We start from the raw sequence: 17689 nt of genomic DNA on the forward strand, positions 1-17689 counted from the left end.
TATGGTGAGCGGTCGAGACGTGGTGGACGCGTGGCTGGACGAGCACGCCGACGACCTGGTTTCGTGGCGGCGGCACATCCACGCCAACCCCGAGCTGTCCCGCACCGAGTTCGGTACCACCGAGTTCGTGGAATCCTGGCTGGTCAAGGCCGGTCTGGAGCCGCGCAAGCTGCCCAGCGGCACGGGGCTCATCTGTGATATCGGCCCGGCCGACGGCCCGCGCATCGGCCTGCGCGCCGATATGGACGCGCTGCCGCTGCAGGAGTACACCGGCCTGCCCTTCGCCTCGACCGTGCCGGGTGTGTCGCACGCCTGCGGGCACGATGCGCACACCACCATCCTGCTGGGCACCGCGCTGGCGCTCGCCGAAGTTCCGAACCTGCCGGTCGGCGTGCGACTGGTCTTCCAGCACGCCGAGGAGGTCATGCCCGGCGGCGCCATCGACATGGTCGCCGCGGGCGCCATGGAAGACGTCTCGCGCATGTTCGCGCTGCACTGCGATCCGCGGCTGGAGGTCGGCCGGGTCGGCATCAGAGTCGGCGCCATCACCTCCGCCGCCGACACCGTCGAACTCGTGCTGGACTCCCCGGGCGGGCACACCTCGCGCCCGCATCTGACCAGCGATCTGGTGTACGCCATCGGCACCGTCATCACCGGCCTGCCGGGTCTGCTCAGCCGCCGCATCGACCCGCGCACCAGCACCGTCATGGTGTGGGGCGCGGTGTCGGCGGGCAAGGCGCCCAATGCCATTCCGCAGACCGGCATGCTCACCGGCACTGTCCGCACCGGCGATCACGCCACCTGGTCGCTGCTCGAGCCCATGGTCCGCGAGATCGTCGAGGGCCTGCTCGCCCCGACCGGCGTGCGCTACCAGCTCAACTACAAGCGCGGCGTGCCGCCGGTGGTGAACGACGAACTGGCCGTGCGCATGTTCGAGGACGCCATTCGCGAAATCGGCCCGGACGCCCTCGCCGACACCCAGCAATCCGGCGGCGGCGAAGACTTCTCCTGGTACCTGGAGGAAGTCCCCGGCGCCATGGCCCGGCTCGGCGTCTGGTCGGGCAAGGGCGAGCAACTCGACCTGCACCAGCCGACCTTCGATATCGACGAGCGCGCCCTCGCCGTGGGCGTGCAGGTCATGACCAGCCTGGTCTTGAGCTCCCCCGCCTCCCCGCGACTTTAGCGCCCGGCTGAGAGCCGTCAGCCGTTGCGCACGCGTGCCAGCGGCTGGGAGCCGATCCGATTTTGGTCGTGCCCGGTGAGTTACCCGGACCTCGCGAAATCAGTTGTCCCGTTCCGAGCAGGGGCCGCATCCTCCAAGGATGCGGCCCCTGCGTCGTCTATCAGAGGCCGAAGGTGCCCGGGCCCACATTCTTGCTATTGCGGGTGCGTAGGGCGTGGACGTAGTCGCTTGGCGCGCCTGCCTTTTCGGCGGCGTCGGCGATCACCCCGAGGTAGCGGGCCGACGGGAGGCCGCCCTCGTAGGCGTCCAGCACGTACAGCCAGGCCAGCACCGGCTCGGTGGCGGGGCCCTGGTTCGGGGTCACGCGCAGCCGAATCTTCTTGTGAATGCCGAAATCCGAACCTTCCCAGCGGTCCAGGCTGACCTCGTCATCGTCGGGCACGTCGTACAGGACGACGAACACGCGTGAGCCAGGCTCCTCGACCACCGTGGCGAGCGGTCCCTCCCAGCCGATGTCGTCTCCGGCGAAGGTCAGGCGCCACCCTTCCAGCCAGCCGGTTCCGTACACGGGGGAGTGCGGACAGCGCTTGAGCATCTGCTCGGGATCCATGTTGGACCCGTAGGCGGCGTAAATCGGCACTGTAAGAGCCTATCGAACAATCCCTGACAACCGTCCCTGAACCCGATCTCCGGGCGGTTCGTAACCTCCCGTGGGCCCGGAGTGCCGGATTCGGTGTGACGCGAGGCGCACTCGCATGCGCTCGAATTGTGACGAAGCAGGCTACGCATGCGGTCGTAGCTGTGCGGACGCCGACGGATAACGTAGTAGAGCGGCACCGGAGATCCCGCGTGCCGAGGCAGAAGCGGAGGGACAATGACCCGCATTGCGATCATCGGTGGCGGGCCCGCCGGATATGAGGCCGCGCTGGTGGCGGCACAGCACGGCGCACCGGTCACGCTGATCGACAGTGACGGCATCGGCGGCGCGTGCGTGCTGTGGGATTGCGTGCCGTCGAAGACATTCATCGCCTCCACGGGCGTGCGCACGGATCTGCGGCGAGCCCGGGACCTGGGCATCACGGTGCATCCGTCGCAGGCGCAGGTGCGGCTGGCCGAGGTGAACTCGCGCGTGAAGGCGCTCGCGCAGGCGCAGTCCTCGGATATCAAGGTGAAGCTGCAGCAGGCCGGCGTCGAGGTGCTGGCCGGGTACGGCGAGCTCATCGACCAGGCGCCCGGCCTGGCCACGCACCTGGTGAAGGCGACCCTGGCCGACGGCCAGCAGCGGCTCATCGAGGCCGAGGTGGTGCTCATCGCCACCGGCGCCAGCCCGCGCGTGCTGCCCGGCGCCGAACCGGACGGCGACCGCATTCTCAACTGGCGCCAGCTCTACGACCTCAAGGAACTGCCCGAGACCCTGGTGGTGGTCGGTTCCGGTGTGACCGGCGCCGAATTCGTCTCCGCTTATACCGAGATGGGCGTGAAGGTGAAGCTCGTCTCCAGCCGCGACCGGGTGCTGCCGGGCGAGGACGCCGACGCCGCGCTGGTGCTCGAGGAGGCCCTCGCCGAGCGCGGCGTGGAACTGGTCAAGCACGCGCGCGCCGATGCGGTGGAGCGCACCGCCGACGGCATCGTGGTGAAGCTGTCCGACGGCCGCAATGTGACCGGCACGCACGCCCTCATGACGGTCGGCTCGATTCCCAACACCGACAAGCTGGGCTTGGAGCGGCTGGGCATCGAACTCGACAAGGGCGGCTACCTGCGCGTGGACCGCGTCTCGCGCACCACCGCGCCCGGCGTGTACGCCGCGGGCGACTGCACCGGCCTGCTGCCGCTGGCCTCGGTGGCCGCCATGCAGGGCCGCATCGCCATGTATCACGCGCTCGGCCAGGGCGTGCAGCCGATTCGCCTGAAAACCGTTGCCTCCGCCGTGTTCACGCGCCCGGAGATCGCCACCGTCGGCGTCAGCCAGACCGCCATCGACAATGGCGAGGTCCCGGCCCGCACGGTCATGCTGCCGCTGAACACCAATCCGCGGGCCAAGATGTCGGGCCTGCGCCGCGGTTTCGTGAAGATCTTCTGCCGCCCCGCCACCGGTGTGGTGGTCGGCGGAGTCGTGGTGGCGCCCATCGCTTCCGAGCTGATCCTGCCGATCGCCCTTGCGGTGCAGAACAATCTGACCGTGAACGATCTGGCGCAGACCTTCTCGGTGTATCCGTCGCTCACCGGATCGGTCACCGAGGCGGCCCGTCAGCTCATGCGGCACGACGATCTCGACTGATAGCCATACCGTTTGACGTGATGTGATCCGGCTCGCCTTGCTGGTTCGCGAACCTTGTGATTCACTTCGGCGCGGAAGCGATCGGTCGGGCGATCGCGAGTGACGTAGCGGGGGAGTCGATTCCGGTCCCTCGAAACCCCTCGCTCGCCTACAGTTCGATCGTGCCTGATGAGGGACGAAGGAATTGAGCGAAAAGTGAAGCACCGCAAGCCGAGTCGGATCAAGGCGAGTACCTCCCTGCCGCTGGCCACCGCGGTCGTCGCGGTGAGCCTGCTGGCCACCCCCGCGAACGCCGCTCCCGCCGATCCGGGCGCCGTGCCGGCTGCCCCCGAACAGCAGCCCGGCACCACCGACGACAATCCGGCGCCGGAGCAGGCCGGTTCCACCGGCAACGGCAAGCCGGAGCAGGTCAAGCCGCAGCCGAGCCAGCCCGGCGTCACCACTCCGGGCTCGCCCAAGCCGGACACCACCCAGCCCGCCGGCGAGGATCCCGCCGTGCCGGAGGAGGAGCAGGTGCAGCCGGCCGGTGTCGGACCGGACGCCAAGCCTTCGCAGCCGGGTGTGAGCGTGCCGCGCGTCGCGCCGCTGCCGGTGCCGGGCCAGACCGTGCCGGGGCAGACCACCCCGGGCGAGGCCGTGCCCGCGGGGGAGACCGAGAACAAGCCGCAGCAGCCGGGCACCACCCAGCCGAGCGTGCCGAAGCCGGAGACCACCACTCCCGGAACCACGGTCGACGATCAGACCAAGCCGGAGGAGCCGGACGCGGTCATCAACACGCTGACCGACGACCAGACCGTCGAGACCCAGCCGCGCTGGCAGGCCCCGGTCATCGAGACCGCCCCCGCCGCGCCCGTGGTCGAGATGACCGGCCCGCACACCGAGATCGGCGCCAGCCTCGACGGCGGCACCCTGCTGCCCGGCGTCGCGGCCAACACCCACCACTTCAGCAACCTGGACGGGTACGTCGGCACCATCGGCTACACCACCCCGGGCGGTATCGGCGAGGCCGGTATGGCGCTGGACTTCACCACGATCAACCAGATCAAGGTGACCGCCTACACCCGCGTCGGCGAGGGTGACGACCGGCAGCTGGAGTTCGTGCTCGACACCGCCGTGGTGAACGCGGTCAAGGCGGACACCGAGAACTTCATCCGCCTGCTGCCCGGCGGCGCCACCATCCTGGAGGCGGCCGCGCAGATTGGTAGGCTTCCGGCGGGCGAACACCCCGCGCAGACGGTCGACCTCGGCGGGGTGACCACGCAGGTGGGCGGTTCGGTCCAGTACTGACGAGCACGGCCCGAATACGGTGCCGGCAGGAGTTGAGTCGTCGCGTGGGGCGGTCGGGAGCGACCGCCCCACGAGTGTGTGGCGAAAGGACGGGTGATGGTTTCCGGAAAGGACGATCCCGCGCGACCGGAACCGGAATCCGCGGCCGGTGAGTTCGGTCCGCCGCTCACCGCATCCACCCCGCCGGCCGCCGCGCCCGACTCGGAGTTCGGCCCGTCCCTCAATGACTTCGGTCCGTCGCTGAACGATTTCGGGCCCACGCCCGAGAACGGTCCCGGCTGGTCGCCCGCACCGCCGCCCGCGAGCCCCGACCTCGCCTGGCGGCCCGCGGACGCCGGACCGCCGACCGGGCAGTACCCGGTGCCGGAATCGTGGACTCCGCCGGCGACCGGGCAGTTCCCGGTGCAGAGCGGTCCGGCGGGCGAACCGGCCGCCGACGGGGCCGGAAAGCCTTCGGCCGCCGCGCCTTCCGCGGCGAGCGCGTCCGGATATGAGCCCGGGCCGGGAGTTTTCGGCGACGCCGACCAGACCGCGCGCACCACCGGGGCGGCCGATGCTGACGCGTCCGGATATGCCTCGGGGCCAGGAGTTTTCGGCGACGCCGACGAAACGACCCGCGTCACCGGGGCCGCCGCCGCGGGTGCGTCCGGATACGCTGCGGGGCCGGGGGTTTTCGGCGGTCCGGAGGAGACGACCCGCTACGCCCCGTCCGGGTATGCCCCGGGCGCAGGCGTTTTCGGGGATCCCGATCAGACGACCCGCTATACCGGAACCGGTAGCGCGGCTGTGCCGCCCGCTGCGCCGTCGAGCGCAGCGACGCCGACTTCGGCCCGGAAGACGCCAGCTGACCCGTCAGCGTCGCAATCAGCCGTGAATAACGCACCGTCCAGTACGGCGGCCGCATCCGAGGGCGCGCGCAATGGCGCACCGGCCTCCTGGTGGCGGACCACCGAGGCGGGGTTCCCGCCCACCCCGCCGCCGGAACCCGTGACGACGCAAGGGGAATCGCTGTCGTGGGCCGATGATCCGATCGCCAAGCGGCTGGCCCCGAAATCCGCTCCGCCCGAACGCGAGCCGTCGGCCAAACCGCCGTGGGGCCGCATTGCCATCGGCGGGGCGGCGGTGGTCGTGGTGCTCGCCATCCTCGGCGCGGTGATCGTGGCCGTCACCCGCGGCGGCGGTGACGACGAGCCGGCGCAGGCGGTGGCGACCACCACCGGCAAGTCCGTGACCACCACCGCGCCCACCGCCGCGGCCCTGAGCTGCCCGACCAAGCGCGAGGGCAATCTGACCATCGGCAACGGCGAGGGCAGCACGGCGTCCGGCGCCGACGCCATTCTGGGGTTCCAGCACGCCTTCTACGCCGACCGCAATGGCGAGAAGGCGCGGTCCTTCGTCGCGCCCGACGCCGCGAACGTCTCCCCGGCCGAGGTCATCCAGCAGGCCATCAATGACGTGATCCCGGTGGGCACCACCTACTGCCTGCGCATTGTCGAGGTCGCCCCGGCGATCTACGACGCCGACCTCACCGAGCATCGCCCCGACGGCACCACCACGGTGTACCGCCAGCACATCACCACCGTGAACCGCGACGGCAAGAACCTGATCTTCGCCATCGACTAGACGCCGTCGCGTCGCGGCCGGTCGGGGTTCGGGGGCCCGGCCTTGAACCCATGCCTTCCCAGAATGTGAGAAAGGAATTTCATATTCTGGTCGGATTGTGACAGGCTGGGTTTTCGCATACCCCGGCGTTCCCACGGAGGTGTTTTGATGTCCGCGCTCACCCCGCCGCTGTCCTCACGGCTCGACGGCCTGCAGAGCTCCGCCATCCGCGACCTGCTCAAGCTCACCGCGCGCGCGGACATCATCAGCCTGGCCGGTGGCCTCCCCGACGCCGAGCTCATGCCCCGCGATCGCATCGCGCAGGCCGCCGAGGCCGCACTCGCCGACCGCTCCCGGCTGCAGTACACCGAGTCGCCCGGCTGGGGTCCCCTGCGCGAGGTCGTCGCCAAGCGCGAATCCGGCCGCATGGGCCGCGCCATCCCCGTCGACGAGGTCTTCATCACCCACGGCTCCCAGCAGGCCCTGTCCCTGCTATCGGAGGTCCTGCTCGACCCGGGCGCCCTGGTCGTCGTGGAGGATCCGGCGTATGTCGGCGCCCTCCAGGTCTTCCGCGCCGCCGGCGCCCGAATCATCGCCGTCCCACTGGATTCCGAGGGCATGCGCACCGACGCCCTGCGCGAACTCCTGGCCGCGGGCGAACGCCCCGCCGTCGTCCACACCGTGAGCAACTTCCACAACCCCGGCGGCGTCACCATGAGCCCCCCGCGCCGTCAGGAATTGGCCGCGCTGGCAGAGGAATTCGGCTTCTGGGTCATCGAGGACGACCCCTACGGCGAACTCTGGTTCGACCGTCCGTCCCCGTTCCCGGTCGCAACCTACTCGCCCAACGTGATTCGCCTCTCCAGCGCCTCCAAAACCCTCGCGCCCACCCTCCGCGTCGGCTGGATGATCGCCCCCACTCGAGTCTGTCGCGCCGTCGAGCTGCTCAAGCAGGGCGCCGACCTCTGCGGTTCCGCCCTCACCCAGCAGATCGCCGCCGACCTGCTGTCCGACTCCACCTGGCTAGCGAGCCATATCGATTCGGTCCGCACCGCCTACGGCGCCCGCGCCCGCGCCCTGGTCGCCGCCGTCCGCGACCGCTTCGGCGACAGCGTCACCAGCACCAATGCCGCCGGCGGCATGTTCGTCTGGGTCGACTTCACCGACGGCACCGACACCAAAGCCCTACTCCCGCAAGCCCTCGACTCCGGCGTCGCCTATGTCCCCGGCTCCGCCTTCGCCGTCTCCACCGACTACACCCACTCCATGCGCCTGTGCTTCACCACCTCCGACGAAGCCACCTTGGCCGAAGCCGTCGACCGCCTGGCCAAGGCCCACGCCGCCGCCCCGGCGCACGCCTGACCTGCTCGGCTAGACCCAGTTGTAGGTGCGCTCGACGGCCTTGTTCCACTCGTGCATGAGGGTGTCGCGATCGGTGGGGGACATGGTGGGCGTCCAGCGTTTGTCCTCGGCCCAGTTGGCGCGGATGTCGTCGGGGGAGGCCCAGTAGCCGACGGCCAGGCCCGCCGCGTAGGCCGCGCCGAGGGCGGTGGTTTCGGTGACCACCGGGCGGACCACGGGGGCGTCGAGGATGTCGGACTGGAATTGCATGAGGAGCTCGTTGACGACCATGCCGCCGTCGACCTTCAAGGTCACCTTTTCCACGTCGAGCTGTTGAGCGGCGGAGTCGGCGCGCATGGCGTCGATGACCTCTCGGGTCTGGAATGCGGTGGCTTCCAAGACAGCTCGGGCTATGTGGCCGCGGTTGACGAAGCGGGTGAGGCCCGCGAAGACGCCGCGGGCGTCGGGGCGCCAGCGGGGGGCGAACAGGCCGGAGAAGGCGGGGACGATGTAGCAGCCGCCGTTGTCGGGGACGGTATCGGCGAGAGGTTCGATGTCGTCGGCGGAGGAGATCATGCCGAGGTTGTCGCGCAGCCATTGGACGAGGGAGCCGGTCACCGCGATGGAACCCTCGAGGGCGTAGACGGCGGGCTGGTCGCCCAGGCGGTAGCAGACGGTGGTGAGCAGGCCGTGCTCGCTGAAGACCGGGGTGGTGCCGGTGTTCATGAGCATGAAATTGCCGGTGCCGTAAGTGTTCTTGGTGTCACCGGGTGACAGGCAGGCCTGGCCGAAGGTGGCCGCCTGCTGGTCGCCGAGAATCCCGGCGATGGGCACGCCCGCCAGGGCGGTGGTGGTGATCTCGCCGTAGACCTCCGACGAGCTGCGGATGGTGGGGAGCATGGCCATGGGGACGCCGAAATCGGCGCAGATCTGCGGATCCCATTGCAGGGAGCGCAGATCCATGAGCATGGTGCGGGAGGCATTGGTGACGTCGGTGAGGTGCTGGCCGGTGAGATTCCACAGGATCCAGCTGTCGATGGTGCCGAAGCACAGCTCACCGGCCAGGGCGCGTTCCCGCGCGCCGGGGACGCGGTCCAGGATCCAGCGCAGCTTGGGACCCGCGAAGTAGGTGGACAGCGGCAGGCCGGTGCGATCGGCATAGCGGGTGGCGCCCTCGGAGCCGCCGAGTTCGACGGTGAGATCGGCGGTGCGGGTGTCCTGCCAGACGATGGCATTGTGAATCGGCTTGCCGGTGGCGCGTTCCCACACCACCGTGGTCTCGCGCTGATTGGTGACGCCGGCGGCGGCGATGTCGCCCGCGCCGATGCCGAGCTTGTCCAAGACCTCCGCGATCACGGATTCGGTATTGCGCCAGATGGTTTCGGCATCGTGCTCCACCCAGCCGGGCTGCGGGAAGATCTGCTCGTGCTCGCGTTGCGCGACTCCGACTATCAACCCCTGCTGATCGAAGATGATGCACCGACTCGACGTCGTGCCCTGATCGATGGCGGCCACATAGCGACGCATTCTCAGCACGCTACTCGACAGCGGCCCGTGCACGACGCCATGACACCACCCGCGTCGCATCGCACGGCGAGCGATTACTCTCGGATACGGTTACTTGCGAGTACGAGAGCTTCGACCAGAGCGTCATCATTACGAACGCCGCGTCGTCTCCGCGGCGAAGGCTGGAGGAGTCGGGCATGACGAAGCAGCAACCGCGATCGCAGTTTCTCGGCCCCGAGCAGCGCGAAGCTGCCTGGGAGAGGCTCGGCGGCGAGCACTATGACGTGGTGGTGATCGGCGGCGGCGTGGTCGGCGCCGGCATCGCGCTCGACGCGGCCACCCGCGGCCTGGAAGTCGCCCTGGTGGAGGCCCGCGACCTGGCCTCGGGCACCTCCAGCCGCTCGTCGAAGATGTTCCACGGCGGCCTGCGCTACCTGGAGATGATGGAATTCGGGCTGGTCCGCGAGGCCCTCAAGGAGCGCGAACTGGCGCTGTCCACGCTGGCGCCGCATCTGGTCAAGCCGCTGCGCTTCCTGTACCCGCTCAGCCACTACGGCTGGGAACGGCCCTACGTGGCCACCGGCCTGCTCATGTACGACACCATGGGCGGCGCCAAATCCGTTCCCGGACAGCATCATCTGACCAGGTCCGCGGCCCTGCGGCTGGCGCCCGGACTGAAGCGCGACGCGCTCACCGGCGGCCTCACCTACTACGACACCGTGGTCGACGACGCCCGCCACACCATGACCGTGGCCCGCACCGCCGCCCACTACGGCGCGGTCATCCGCACCTCCACCCAGGTGATCGGCTTCCTGCGCGAGGCGGACCGTGTGGTCGGCGTGAAGGTGCACGACAGCGAGGACGGCCGCACCACCGAGGTCCGGGCCAGCGTGGTCATCAATGCCACCGGCGTCTGGACCGACGAGCTGCAAGCCCTGGCCAAACAGCGTGGGCGATTCCATGTGCGAGCATCCAAGGGCGTGCACATTGTGGTGCCGCGCGACCGCATCGCCAGCGATACCTCGATCATTCTGCGCACCGAGAAGAGCGTGCTGTTCGTCATCTCGTGGGGCACCGACCACTGGATCATCGGCACCACCGACACCGACTGGAATCTGGACCTCGCCCATCCGGCGGCGACCAAATCCGATATCGACTACATCCTCGACCACGTCAACAAGGTGCTGGTCACCCCGCTCACGCACGCCGACATCACCGGCGTCTACGCGGGCCTGCGGCCGCTGCTGGCGGGGGAGAGCGATCAGACCTCGAAGCTCTCGCGCGAGCACGCCGTGGCCCGCATCGCGCCCGGCCTGGTCGCCATCGCCGGCGGCAAGTACACCACCTACCGGGTGATGGCCTACGACGCCGTCGACGAAGCGGCACAGGACATTCCGCGTCGCGTCTCGCCGACGATCACCGAGAAGGTGCCGCTGCTCGGCGCGGACGGCTACTACGCGCTCATGAACCAGACCCCGCACCTGGCCGAGAAATACGGCATCCACCCGTACCGGATCCAGCACCTGCTCAACCGGTACGGCTCGCTCATCGATGAGGTCCTCGGTCTCGCCGACGGCAAACCCGAACTGCTGGAACCGATCACGGCTTCACCCGGCTATCTGCGCGTGGAGGTCGTGTATGCGGCCGCCGCCGAGGCCGCCCTGCACCTCGACGACATCCTCGCCCGCCGCACCCGCATCTCCATCGAATACGCCCACCGCGGTGTGGATTGCGCCGACGAGGTCGCCAAACTCGTTGCCCCCGTGCTCGGCTGGAGCAAGTCCGATGTCGATCGCGAGGTCGACACCTACAAGGCCCGCGTCAAGGCCGAGATCGAATCCCAGACCCAGCCCGACGACGCCTCCGCCGAAGCGCTGCGCCTGGAAGCCCCGGAAGCCCGCGCCAAGGTGCTGGTCCGCGAGGACCTGCCCATCGACAAATAGTCAGCGCACAGGTCAGGCATCCCCACCTGGATCCGGTCGCGCGCTGGTCAGCGACGGGAGGTCGAGGACGACACGACTGTCGCTCAGGGTCAGGGCCGCCCGTCCAGCGTGCTCGCCGGCGCTCTCGTAGTGCTCATCGACGAGCTGGAAAGCTGTGAGGCTGACCGGCTCATCCAAATCGATGAGCCAATAGTGTTCGATACCGACCTCGGCGTACTCGGCGAACTTTGTCACGCGGTCGGTGCGTTTGGTGCCGTCGGAGAGAATTTCGACGACGAGCGACACGTCCGCCGGCTTCCAGCGCGGCAGATTCGCTTCGATACCCGAGGCCGATCCCACCAACACGTCGGGCACCCGGACGGTCGGCGGGCTTCCCGGCTCGATGACGAGCTCGACTTCGGTGAGTACGCCTTGCGATGCTGGGAGTTGTGGTTCGAGCTGTGCGGCCAGCCGCCACACCGCGCGCTGGTGCTTGGAAACCGGCCGCGGAGACACGACCAGGACCCCCTCGACAAGCTCGTACCAGCGGCTGTTGTCCTCCGGGAGTGCGATCCAGTCGTTCAGGGTCAACAGACGGTCGGGCCAGGACACGACATTCACCGCTGCCTCTCTTCGCGCGTACGAACCTTAGGCCAGTCTGGCATACGACGCGCCGTATTCGCTGGTCCAGGAACTATTCCACCGAGTCGGGTCAGCGGGAGATCGGCGCCGGCTGGCAGCGGGGGCAGAAGTAGATGCCGCGGTCCGCGCGGGCTGGATAGGTCTGTGGATCGCCGATCAGATGGACGACGATGATGGTGCCGCAGCGCTGACACGGCCGGCGCTGCCGCCCGTAAGCCAGGGCCCGCCAGGGCGGTTTGTGCGCGGCCTGGGTGAGGACGCGATGCGCCTCGTCGACCAGGCCGGGCAGGTCGGCGATTTCGCCCACAGGAGTCGCGGGGTGGATGCGTCGCAGATAGCAGACCTCACTGCGGTAGATATTGCCGATCCCCGCCAGGTTCCGCTGATCGAGCAGAGCCAATGCGATGGGCAGATCGGGTTTCTCGCTCAGTCGCCGGACCGCTTCGGCCGCATCCCAATTCGGGCCGAGCAGGTCCGGGCCGAGGTGATCGGTGGCCTGGTGCTCGTCCGCGCGACGCAGCACCTCCACCGTGCCGAGCGAGAAGCCCACGGCCTCGGCCTCCGCGGTGGCGAGCACCAGCCGCGCGGTGAATCCCGGCTTGGTCCACCGCTGTCCCGGCTGGTAGACCCGCCACTCGCCCTCCATCTTCAGGTGGGTGTGAATGCTGAGCTCCGGGGTACGGACGAACAGATGCTTGCCATAGCTGCCGACACTCTCCACCGGCTCGCCCCGCAGATCGAGCGTCGCGTACTTCGGCACCCGGAAGTCACTGCGCACCAGCTCTTTCCCAGCCAGCGCGGCACGCAGCCGGGCCGCGGCGAGAAATACCGTGTCACCCTCGGGCACGGCATCCCCCGGACGAGCCGGGTCGCGCGGGCGCTCGGCGGCTCACGGGCGGCCCCGCAGCCGGAAGCCCTTGGGTGTCGCGGCGAAGCCGGCCTCGCTGAGGAAGGTGGCGAAAGTATTGCCGTGCACCGATTCCCCGTTCACCCGATCGATCACCAGCGAATCCACCCGCCGCTCGTGCACCAGCCCTGCCAGCGCCGTCGCCGCGGCCGTCCGCACCCCCGGATCCTCGGTGAACGTCAGCAGCGTCTTCCCACCCCGCTCCAGATACAACGCCAGCTCACCCTCCATCAGCACCACCAGCGCCCCCGCCTTGCGCCCCGGCCGATGCCCGGCCCCTTCGGCGGCGGCCTTCGGCCAAGGTAGCGCGGCCCCATAGGGATTCGCGGGGTCACAGGCGGCCAAGGCCAGCGCGGTACTGTCGCCCGGCACCCGACCGCGGTGCACGGGGCCGGACCCTGCTCCGGAGCCGTCAGGGCCCCCACCCGCGCGGGATGGATCGACGTCGAAGGACCGTAGTCGATCGACCACATCCGTGGTCGAGAACTGCGCCCCGCCCAGCGAATCCACGAAATACCCGCGCCGGCAGCGGCCGCGATCCTCGAATTCGGTGAGCACCCGGTACATCAGCGCGAACCCACCCGGCACCCCCTCACTCTGCACCGACCCCCTGGTCAGCACCCCATACCGCTCCAGCAGCACATCAGCCGTCGCATGCGCCCGAATCGTATTGTCCGCCACCCGCTCCGGAAGCAAAGACCAACGCCCGGCGGCCGACGGCGGACTCGTCCGCACCGGAGCCCCGCCCCCGGGCAGATACATCCGCCCGCGCGGAGCCCGGCGCGGCGTGCGATGCGCCGTAGTGGTGCGCGTGGTCCCGGAGAGCAGCGCCCGCACCGGAGCGAAGGTATCTCCGGCCACATACCCGGCCCAGACCAGCTCCCACAGCTCCGCGAGCACACCGGATTCGTTGTCGCCCCCGGCGGCCTCCAGCAATTGCCGGAAGAAGTAGGCCCCACCCGAACTCGGTACCACTTGGTATGCCGGGCCGTCCCCGCGTCGGTCCGGGGCCTGCGAGGTCGCCGATAGGCCACCTTCGAGTGCTGCACCGGAGCCGTTCTCGTTATCTCGGCCCGCGATATCGCGCGCCTCGTCCACTGCACCGCGCAGGCTGGAGGTGTCGGAATCGAGGGCGGGGCGTGGACGCACCGGGCCGCCGATCACCGTCGCGCCCATCGCCGTGAGCAGGCTGATTTGTGCTTCGGTGAAGTCGATGTGGGCGGGCGGGGTGAGAGTCAGCGGTGCTTGCTCGGCGGGGTGCAGGGCGATCCAGCCGTCTTTGGCGGTAATGGAGCCGTGGCCGGACCAGAGGACCTCGCCGGTGGCCATGAGCTCGTCGAGAATGGCGGGGGAGTAGTCGCGGACCCGGGAGGGCAGGATGAGCGATTCCCAGGCGGAGGCCGGAATCGGCACGCCCGCGAGCTGTTCCACGACAGCGGCGACGCCGTCCACGCCGCGGAGTTCGCCGGTGCCGATGTGCTGCCAGGCGGGGAGGAAGCGGCCCAGCGCGCTGGTGGCGACCGGCTCGACTTCCTTGCGGGCGGCGGCCAGGGAGCGGCGGCGGAGGCGGCGGAGCACTTCGTTGTCGCACCATTCGGCGCCGGCCGCGCCGGGGGTGAATTCGCCTTCCACCACGCGTTTTTCGAGGGCGAGGCGGTGCAGGGCGGTGGCGGCCACGGCGGATCCGAGGCCGAAGCGGGCGGCCGCGGCGTCGAGGGTGAAGGGGCCGTGGGTGCGGGCGTAGCGGGCGATGAGGTCGCCGAGCGGGTCGGCGACCGGTTCGATGAAGGCGGCGGGGACGCCGATGGGGAGTGGGACGCCCAGGGCGTCACGGAGCCGGGAGGCATCCTCGATCGCCACCCACCACCGCGAGCCCGCGAACGAGACTTCCAGGGCACGATGGGATTTCACCAGTTCGGCGAACCATTGACGGGGATCGTCCACGCAGCGCAGGGCGGCTTCCTCGGCCGTGATCGGTCCGAGCAGGCGCAGCAGATCGGCCAGTCCCTCCATATCCCGCGCCCGCCGCTCCGGAGTCAGCCGCTGCAATTCCCGTTCGGTCTGCTCCAGCACCGCGGCATCGAGCAGCTCGCGCAGCTCGACCCGGCCGAGCAGCTCCGCCAGCAGGCTGGAGTCCAAAGACAGTGCGGCGGCGCGTCGTTCGGCGAGCGGGCTGTCGCCTTCGTACATGAACTGCCCGATGTAGTCGAACAGCAGCGAATTCGCGAACGGCGACGGCGTGGCCGTCTCCACCTCCACCAGCCGCAGCTGCCGGCGCGCCACCCGCCCCAGAATGTCGCGCAGCGAGGGCAGGTCGTACACGTCCTGCAGGCACTCGCGCACGGTCTCCAGCAGAATCGGGAACTCCGGGAACTTCCGCGCCACATCCAGCAGCTGCGCCGACCGCTGCCGCTGCTGCCACAGCGGCGCGCGTTTTCCGGGATCCCGCCGCGGCAACAGCAGTGCCCGCGCCGCGCACTCCCGGAACCGGGACGCGAAAAGCGCCGACCCGCCGACCTGTTCGGTCACCAGATCATCGATCTCATCCGGCTCGAACACGAACAATTCCGCCCCCGGCGGATCATCCGTGGTGTCGGGCAGCCGCACCACGATCCCGTCATCCGACGGCGTCGGCGCGGCGTCCACCCCGAACCGCTCCCGCAGGCGCGCCGCCACCGCCAAGGCCCACGGCGCATGCACCGGCAACCCGTATGGGGAGTGCAATACCAGCCGCCAGTCCCCGAGCTCATCCCGGAACCGCTCCACCAAAAGCGTCCGGTCCGTGGGCAACTGACCCGTCGCCTGCCGCTGCTCCTCCAGCAGCGACACCAGATTCGCCGTCGCATTGGAGTCCAGCCCGGCCGCGGCGGCGACGCGACCCAGCTCGTCCAGCTCCGGCTCGGCACCGGTCCGGCCTGCGGACTTCTTACCGCCGCTCCCACGACTCGTGCGCTCCCCCTTCGCGCTCGTCGTCGTACGGCCCTCCGGTGGCGTGCCGGCACCCGTCTCCGTGGAAGGCGCTGTGGCACTGTCCGTCCCAGGCGTCTGCTCGGAGCCACGCAGAAATTCACTCAGCGCCGTCGCCAGATCCACCGGCGCGCTGCCATTCCCGCCTCCGGCCACCGCCGTCCGGACGCTCGGACTCTGCTCCACCGCCTTTCCGGCGATGCGCACGAATTCGCCCAGGGCCGCGCCCAATTCGGCGGGGCGGCCCAGCCCGTCACCGTGCCAGAACGGCAGGCGGCCCGGCAGTCCGAAGGCGGGGGTGACCAGGACGCGGTCGAAGGTGATCTCCTCGATGCGCCAGCTGGTCGCGCCCAGGGCGAAGACATCGCCCACGCGGGACTCGTAGACCATCTCCTCGTCGAGTTCGCCTACGCGGGAGGCTTTCTCGCCGACCATGAAGACGGGGAACAGGCCGCGGTCGGGGATAGCGCCGCCCGAGGTCACCGCCAGGCGTTGCGCGCCCGGCCGCCCGGTCAGGGTTCCGGCGTCGCGGTCCCAGACGATGCGCGGGCGGAGTTCGGCGAATTCGTCGGAGGGGTAGCGTCCGGAGAGCAGGTCCAGGACGGAGTCGTAGGCCGAACGGGGCAGGGCCGCATAGCTTCCGGTGCGGCGGACGGTGTCGAACCAGGACTCGGCGTCGATGGGTTCCAGGGCGCAGGCGGCGACGGTCTGCTGCGCCAGGATGTCGAGGGGGTGGGCCGGGATCTTCAGTTCCTCGATCTGCCCGGCGGTCATGCGCTGGGAGGCGACCGCGCAGTGGATGACATCGGTGCGGTGCTTGGGGAAGATGACGCCGCGCGAGATCTCGCCGACCTGGTGCCCGGCGCGGCCGACGCGCTGTAGCCCGCTGGCCACCGACGGCGGGGCCTCCACCTGGACGACCAATTCGACCGCGCCCATATCGATGCCGAGTTCGAGGCTGCTGGTGGCCACCACGCAGCGCAGGCGGCCGCTCTTGAGATCGTCCTCGATAATGGCGCGCTGCTCCTTGCTCACCGACCCGTGGTGGGCGCGGGCCAGCAGCGGGGCGGCGCCGTGGATCACCTCGGTGGACGCGCCGAGCAGGGCGGGCGGGGCGTGCTCGGTCTCCACCGCCGCGCCGGTCCGGGACGCGTACGCCTCGTTCAAGCGCGCGGTGAGCCGTTCGGCCAGCCGCCGCGAATTCGCGAACACAATGGAGGACCGGTGCTCGAGCACCAGATCCACGATGGCCTCGTCCACATGCGGCCAGATGGATCCGGGCTGATCGGAATCCTCGTTGCCCGCATCGGGTTCGGTCATGTCCGCCACCGGCACCCGCACCGACAGGTCGAAGGTCTTGGGCGCGGGCGGCGACACGATGGTGATCGGCGCGTTCCCGACCAGGAACCGCCCCACCTGCTCCGGCGGCCGCACCGTCGCCGACAAACCGATGCGCTGAGCGGGCCGCCCGCCCGCCGCCTCCGTCACGGCGTCCAGCCGGGCCAGGGAAAGCGCCAGGTGCGCACCGCGTTTGGACCCGGCGATGGCATGCACCTCGTCCACGATCACCGTGTGCACCTCGCTCAGCGATTCCCGCGCCGCCGAGGTGAGCATGAGGAACAGCGATTCCGGCGTGGTGATCAGAATGTCCGGCGGCGTGCGCTGCAGCAGCCGCCGATCGGCCGCGCTGGTATCGCCCGACCGCACGCCCACGCTGATCTCCGGCGCCGGCAGCCCCAGCCGCTTGGCCGTCTGCGTCACCCCGACCAGCGGCGCCCGCAGATTCCGCTCCACATCCACCGCGAGCGCCTTCAACGGCGAGATGTAGAGCACCGAGGTCTTGCGCCGCTTCTCCACGGACTCCCGGGTGGCCAGCCGGTCGATGGCCCACAGGAATGCCGACAGCGTCTTGCCCGACCCGGTCGGCGCGATGACCAGCGTGTGCTCTCCGGCCGCAATGGCCTCCCAGGCCCCCAGCTGCGCGGCCGTCGGCGCCGGGAACGCACCGTCGAACCACTGCCGGGTAGCGGGGGAGAACCGATCCATGGCCCCAG

11 protein-coding genes are annotated in these 17689 nt (G+C 69.8%); 6 read left to right on the top strand and 5 right to left on the bottom strand.

What is annotated here, in order from left to right; translation table 11 throughout:
• Position 1: 1 nt before the first annotated feature.
• Positions 2–1183, top strand: a complete 1182-nt coding sequence (locus ACFVIV_RS24615) for a M20 family metallopeptidase (RefSeq protein WP_379200312.1) — start codon at positions 2–4, stop codon at positions 1181–1183.
• Between the two features lie 160 nt (positions 1184–1343).
• Here ACFVIV_RS24615 and ACFVIV_RS24620 read toward each other — a convergent pair whose 3' ends face one another.
• On the bottom strand, positions 1344–1823 hold the full coding sequence (locus ACFVIV_RS24620) for a gamma-glutamylcyclotransferase (RefSeq protein WP_379200074.1): 480 nt from the start codon (positions 1821–1823) through the stop codon (positions 1344–1346).
• Positions 1824–2057: 234 nt separating this feature from the next.
• On the opposite strand from ACFVIV_RS24620, the gene ACFVIV_RS24625 reads away from it, so the two are divergent.
• The 4 genes from ACFVIV_RS24625 (at position 2058) to ACFVIV_RS24640 (ending at position 7712) form a co-directional block, all read left to right on the top strand.
• Positions 2058–3461 carry an NAD(P)H-quinone dehydrogenase gene (locus ACFVIV_RS24625; RefSeq protein WP_067544105.1) on the top strand — a complete coding sequence of 468 codons (1404 nt, stop codon included), beginning with the start codon at positions 2058–2060 and terminating at the stop codon, positions 3459–3461.
• A gap of 195 nt (positions 3462–3656) precedes the next feature.
• The gene (locus tag ACFVIV_RS24630) at positions 3657–4748 is read left to right on the top strand and encodes a hypothetical protein (protein WP_379200076.1); all 1092 of its coding nucleotides are present in this window, start codon (positions 3657–3659) and stop codon (positions 4746–4748) included.
• 96 nt (positions 4749–4844) lie between these two features.
• Positions 4845–6371 (top strand): hypothetical protein, encoded by a 1527-nt coding sequence (locus ACFVIV_RS24635; RefSeq protein ID WP_379200078.1) that lies wholly within the window; start codon positions 4845–4847, stop codon positions 6369–6371.
• A 147-nt stretch (positions 6372–6518) separates the two neighbouring features.
• Positions 6519–7712 carry a PLP-dependent aminotransferase family protein gene (locus ACFVIV_RS24640; RefSeq protein ID WP_379200080.1) on the top strand — a complete coding sequence of 398 codons (1194 nt, stop codon included), beginning with the start codon at positions 6519–6521 and terminating at the stop codon, positions 7710–7712.
• A 9-nt stretch (positions 7713–7721) separates the two neighbouring features.
• On the opposite strand, the gene glpK is transcribed toward ACFVIV_RS24640, so the two are convergent.
• The gene (gene glpK, locus ACFVIV_RS24645; protein WP_379200082.1) at positions 7722–9218 is read right to left on the bottom strand and encodes a glycerol kinase GlpK; all 1497 of its coding nucleotides are present in this window, start codon (positions 9216–9218) and stop codon (positions 7722–7724) included.
• A 176-nt stretch (positions 9219–9394) separates the two neighbouring features.
• On the opposite strand from glpK, the gene glpD reads away from it, so the two are divergent.
• Positions 9395–11140, top strand: a complete 1746-nt coding sequence (glpD, locus tag ACFVIV_RS24650) for a glycerol-3-phosphate dehydrogenase (protein ID WP_379200084.1) — start codon at positions 9395–9397, stop codon at positions 11138–11140.
• A gap of 12 nt (positions 11141–11152) precedes the next feature.
• Here glpD and ACFVIV_RS24655 read toward each other — a convergent pair whose 3' ends face one another.
• The 3 genes from ACFVIV_RS24655 to ACFVIV_RS24665 form a co-directional block, all read right to left on the bottom strand.
• Positions 11153–11731, bottom strand: coding sequence for a Uma2 family endonuclease (locus ACFVIV_RS24655; RefSeq protein ID WP_379200086.1), 579 nt, complete (start codon positions 11729–11731; stop codon positions 11153–11155).
• Between the two features lie 100 nt (positions 11732–11831).
• Positions 11832–12608: a DNA-formamidopyrimidine glycosylase family protein gene (locus tag ACFVIV_RS24660; RefSeq protein ID WP_379200088.1), complete on the bottom strand. Its 777-nt coding sequence runs from the start codon at positions 12606–12608 to the stop codon at positions 11832–11834.
• A gap of 42 nt (positions 12609–12650) precedes the next feature.
• Positions 12651–17681, bottom strand: coding sequence for an ATP-dependent helicase (locus ACFVIV_RS24665; protein WP_379200090.1), 5031 nt, complete (start codon positions 17679–17681; stop codon positions 12651–12653).
• Between the last annotated feature and the right edge of the window lie 8 nt (positions 17682–17689).

Source organism: Nocardia sp. NPDC127526, from assembly GCF_042672265.1.
In the GTDB taxonomy this organism is placed as follows: Bacteria; Actinomycetota; Actinomycetes; order Mycobacteriales; family Mycobacteriaceae; genus Nocardia.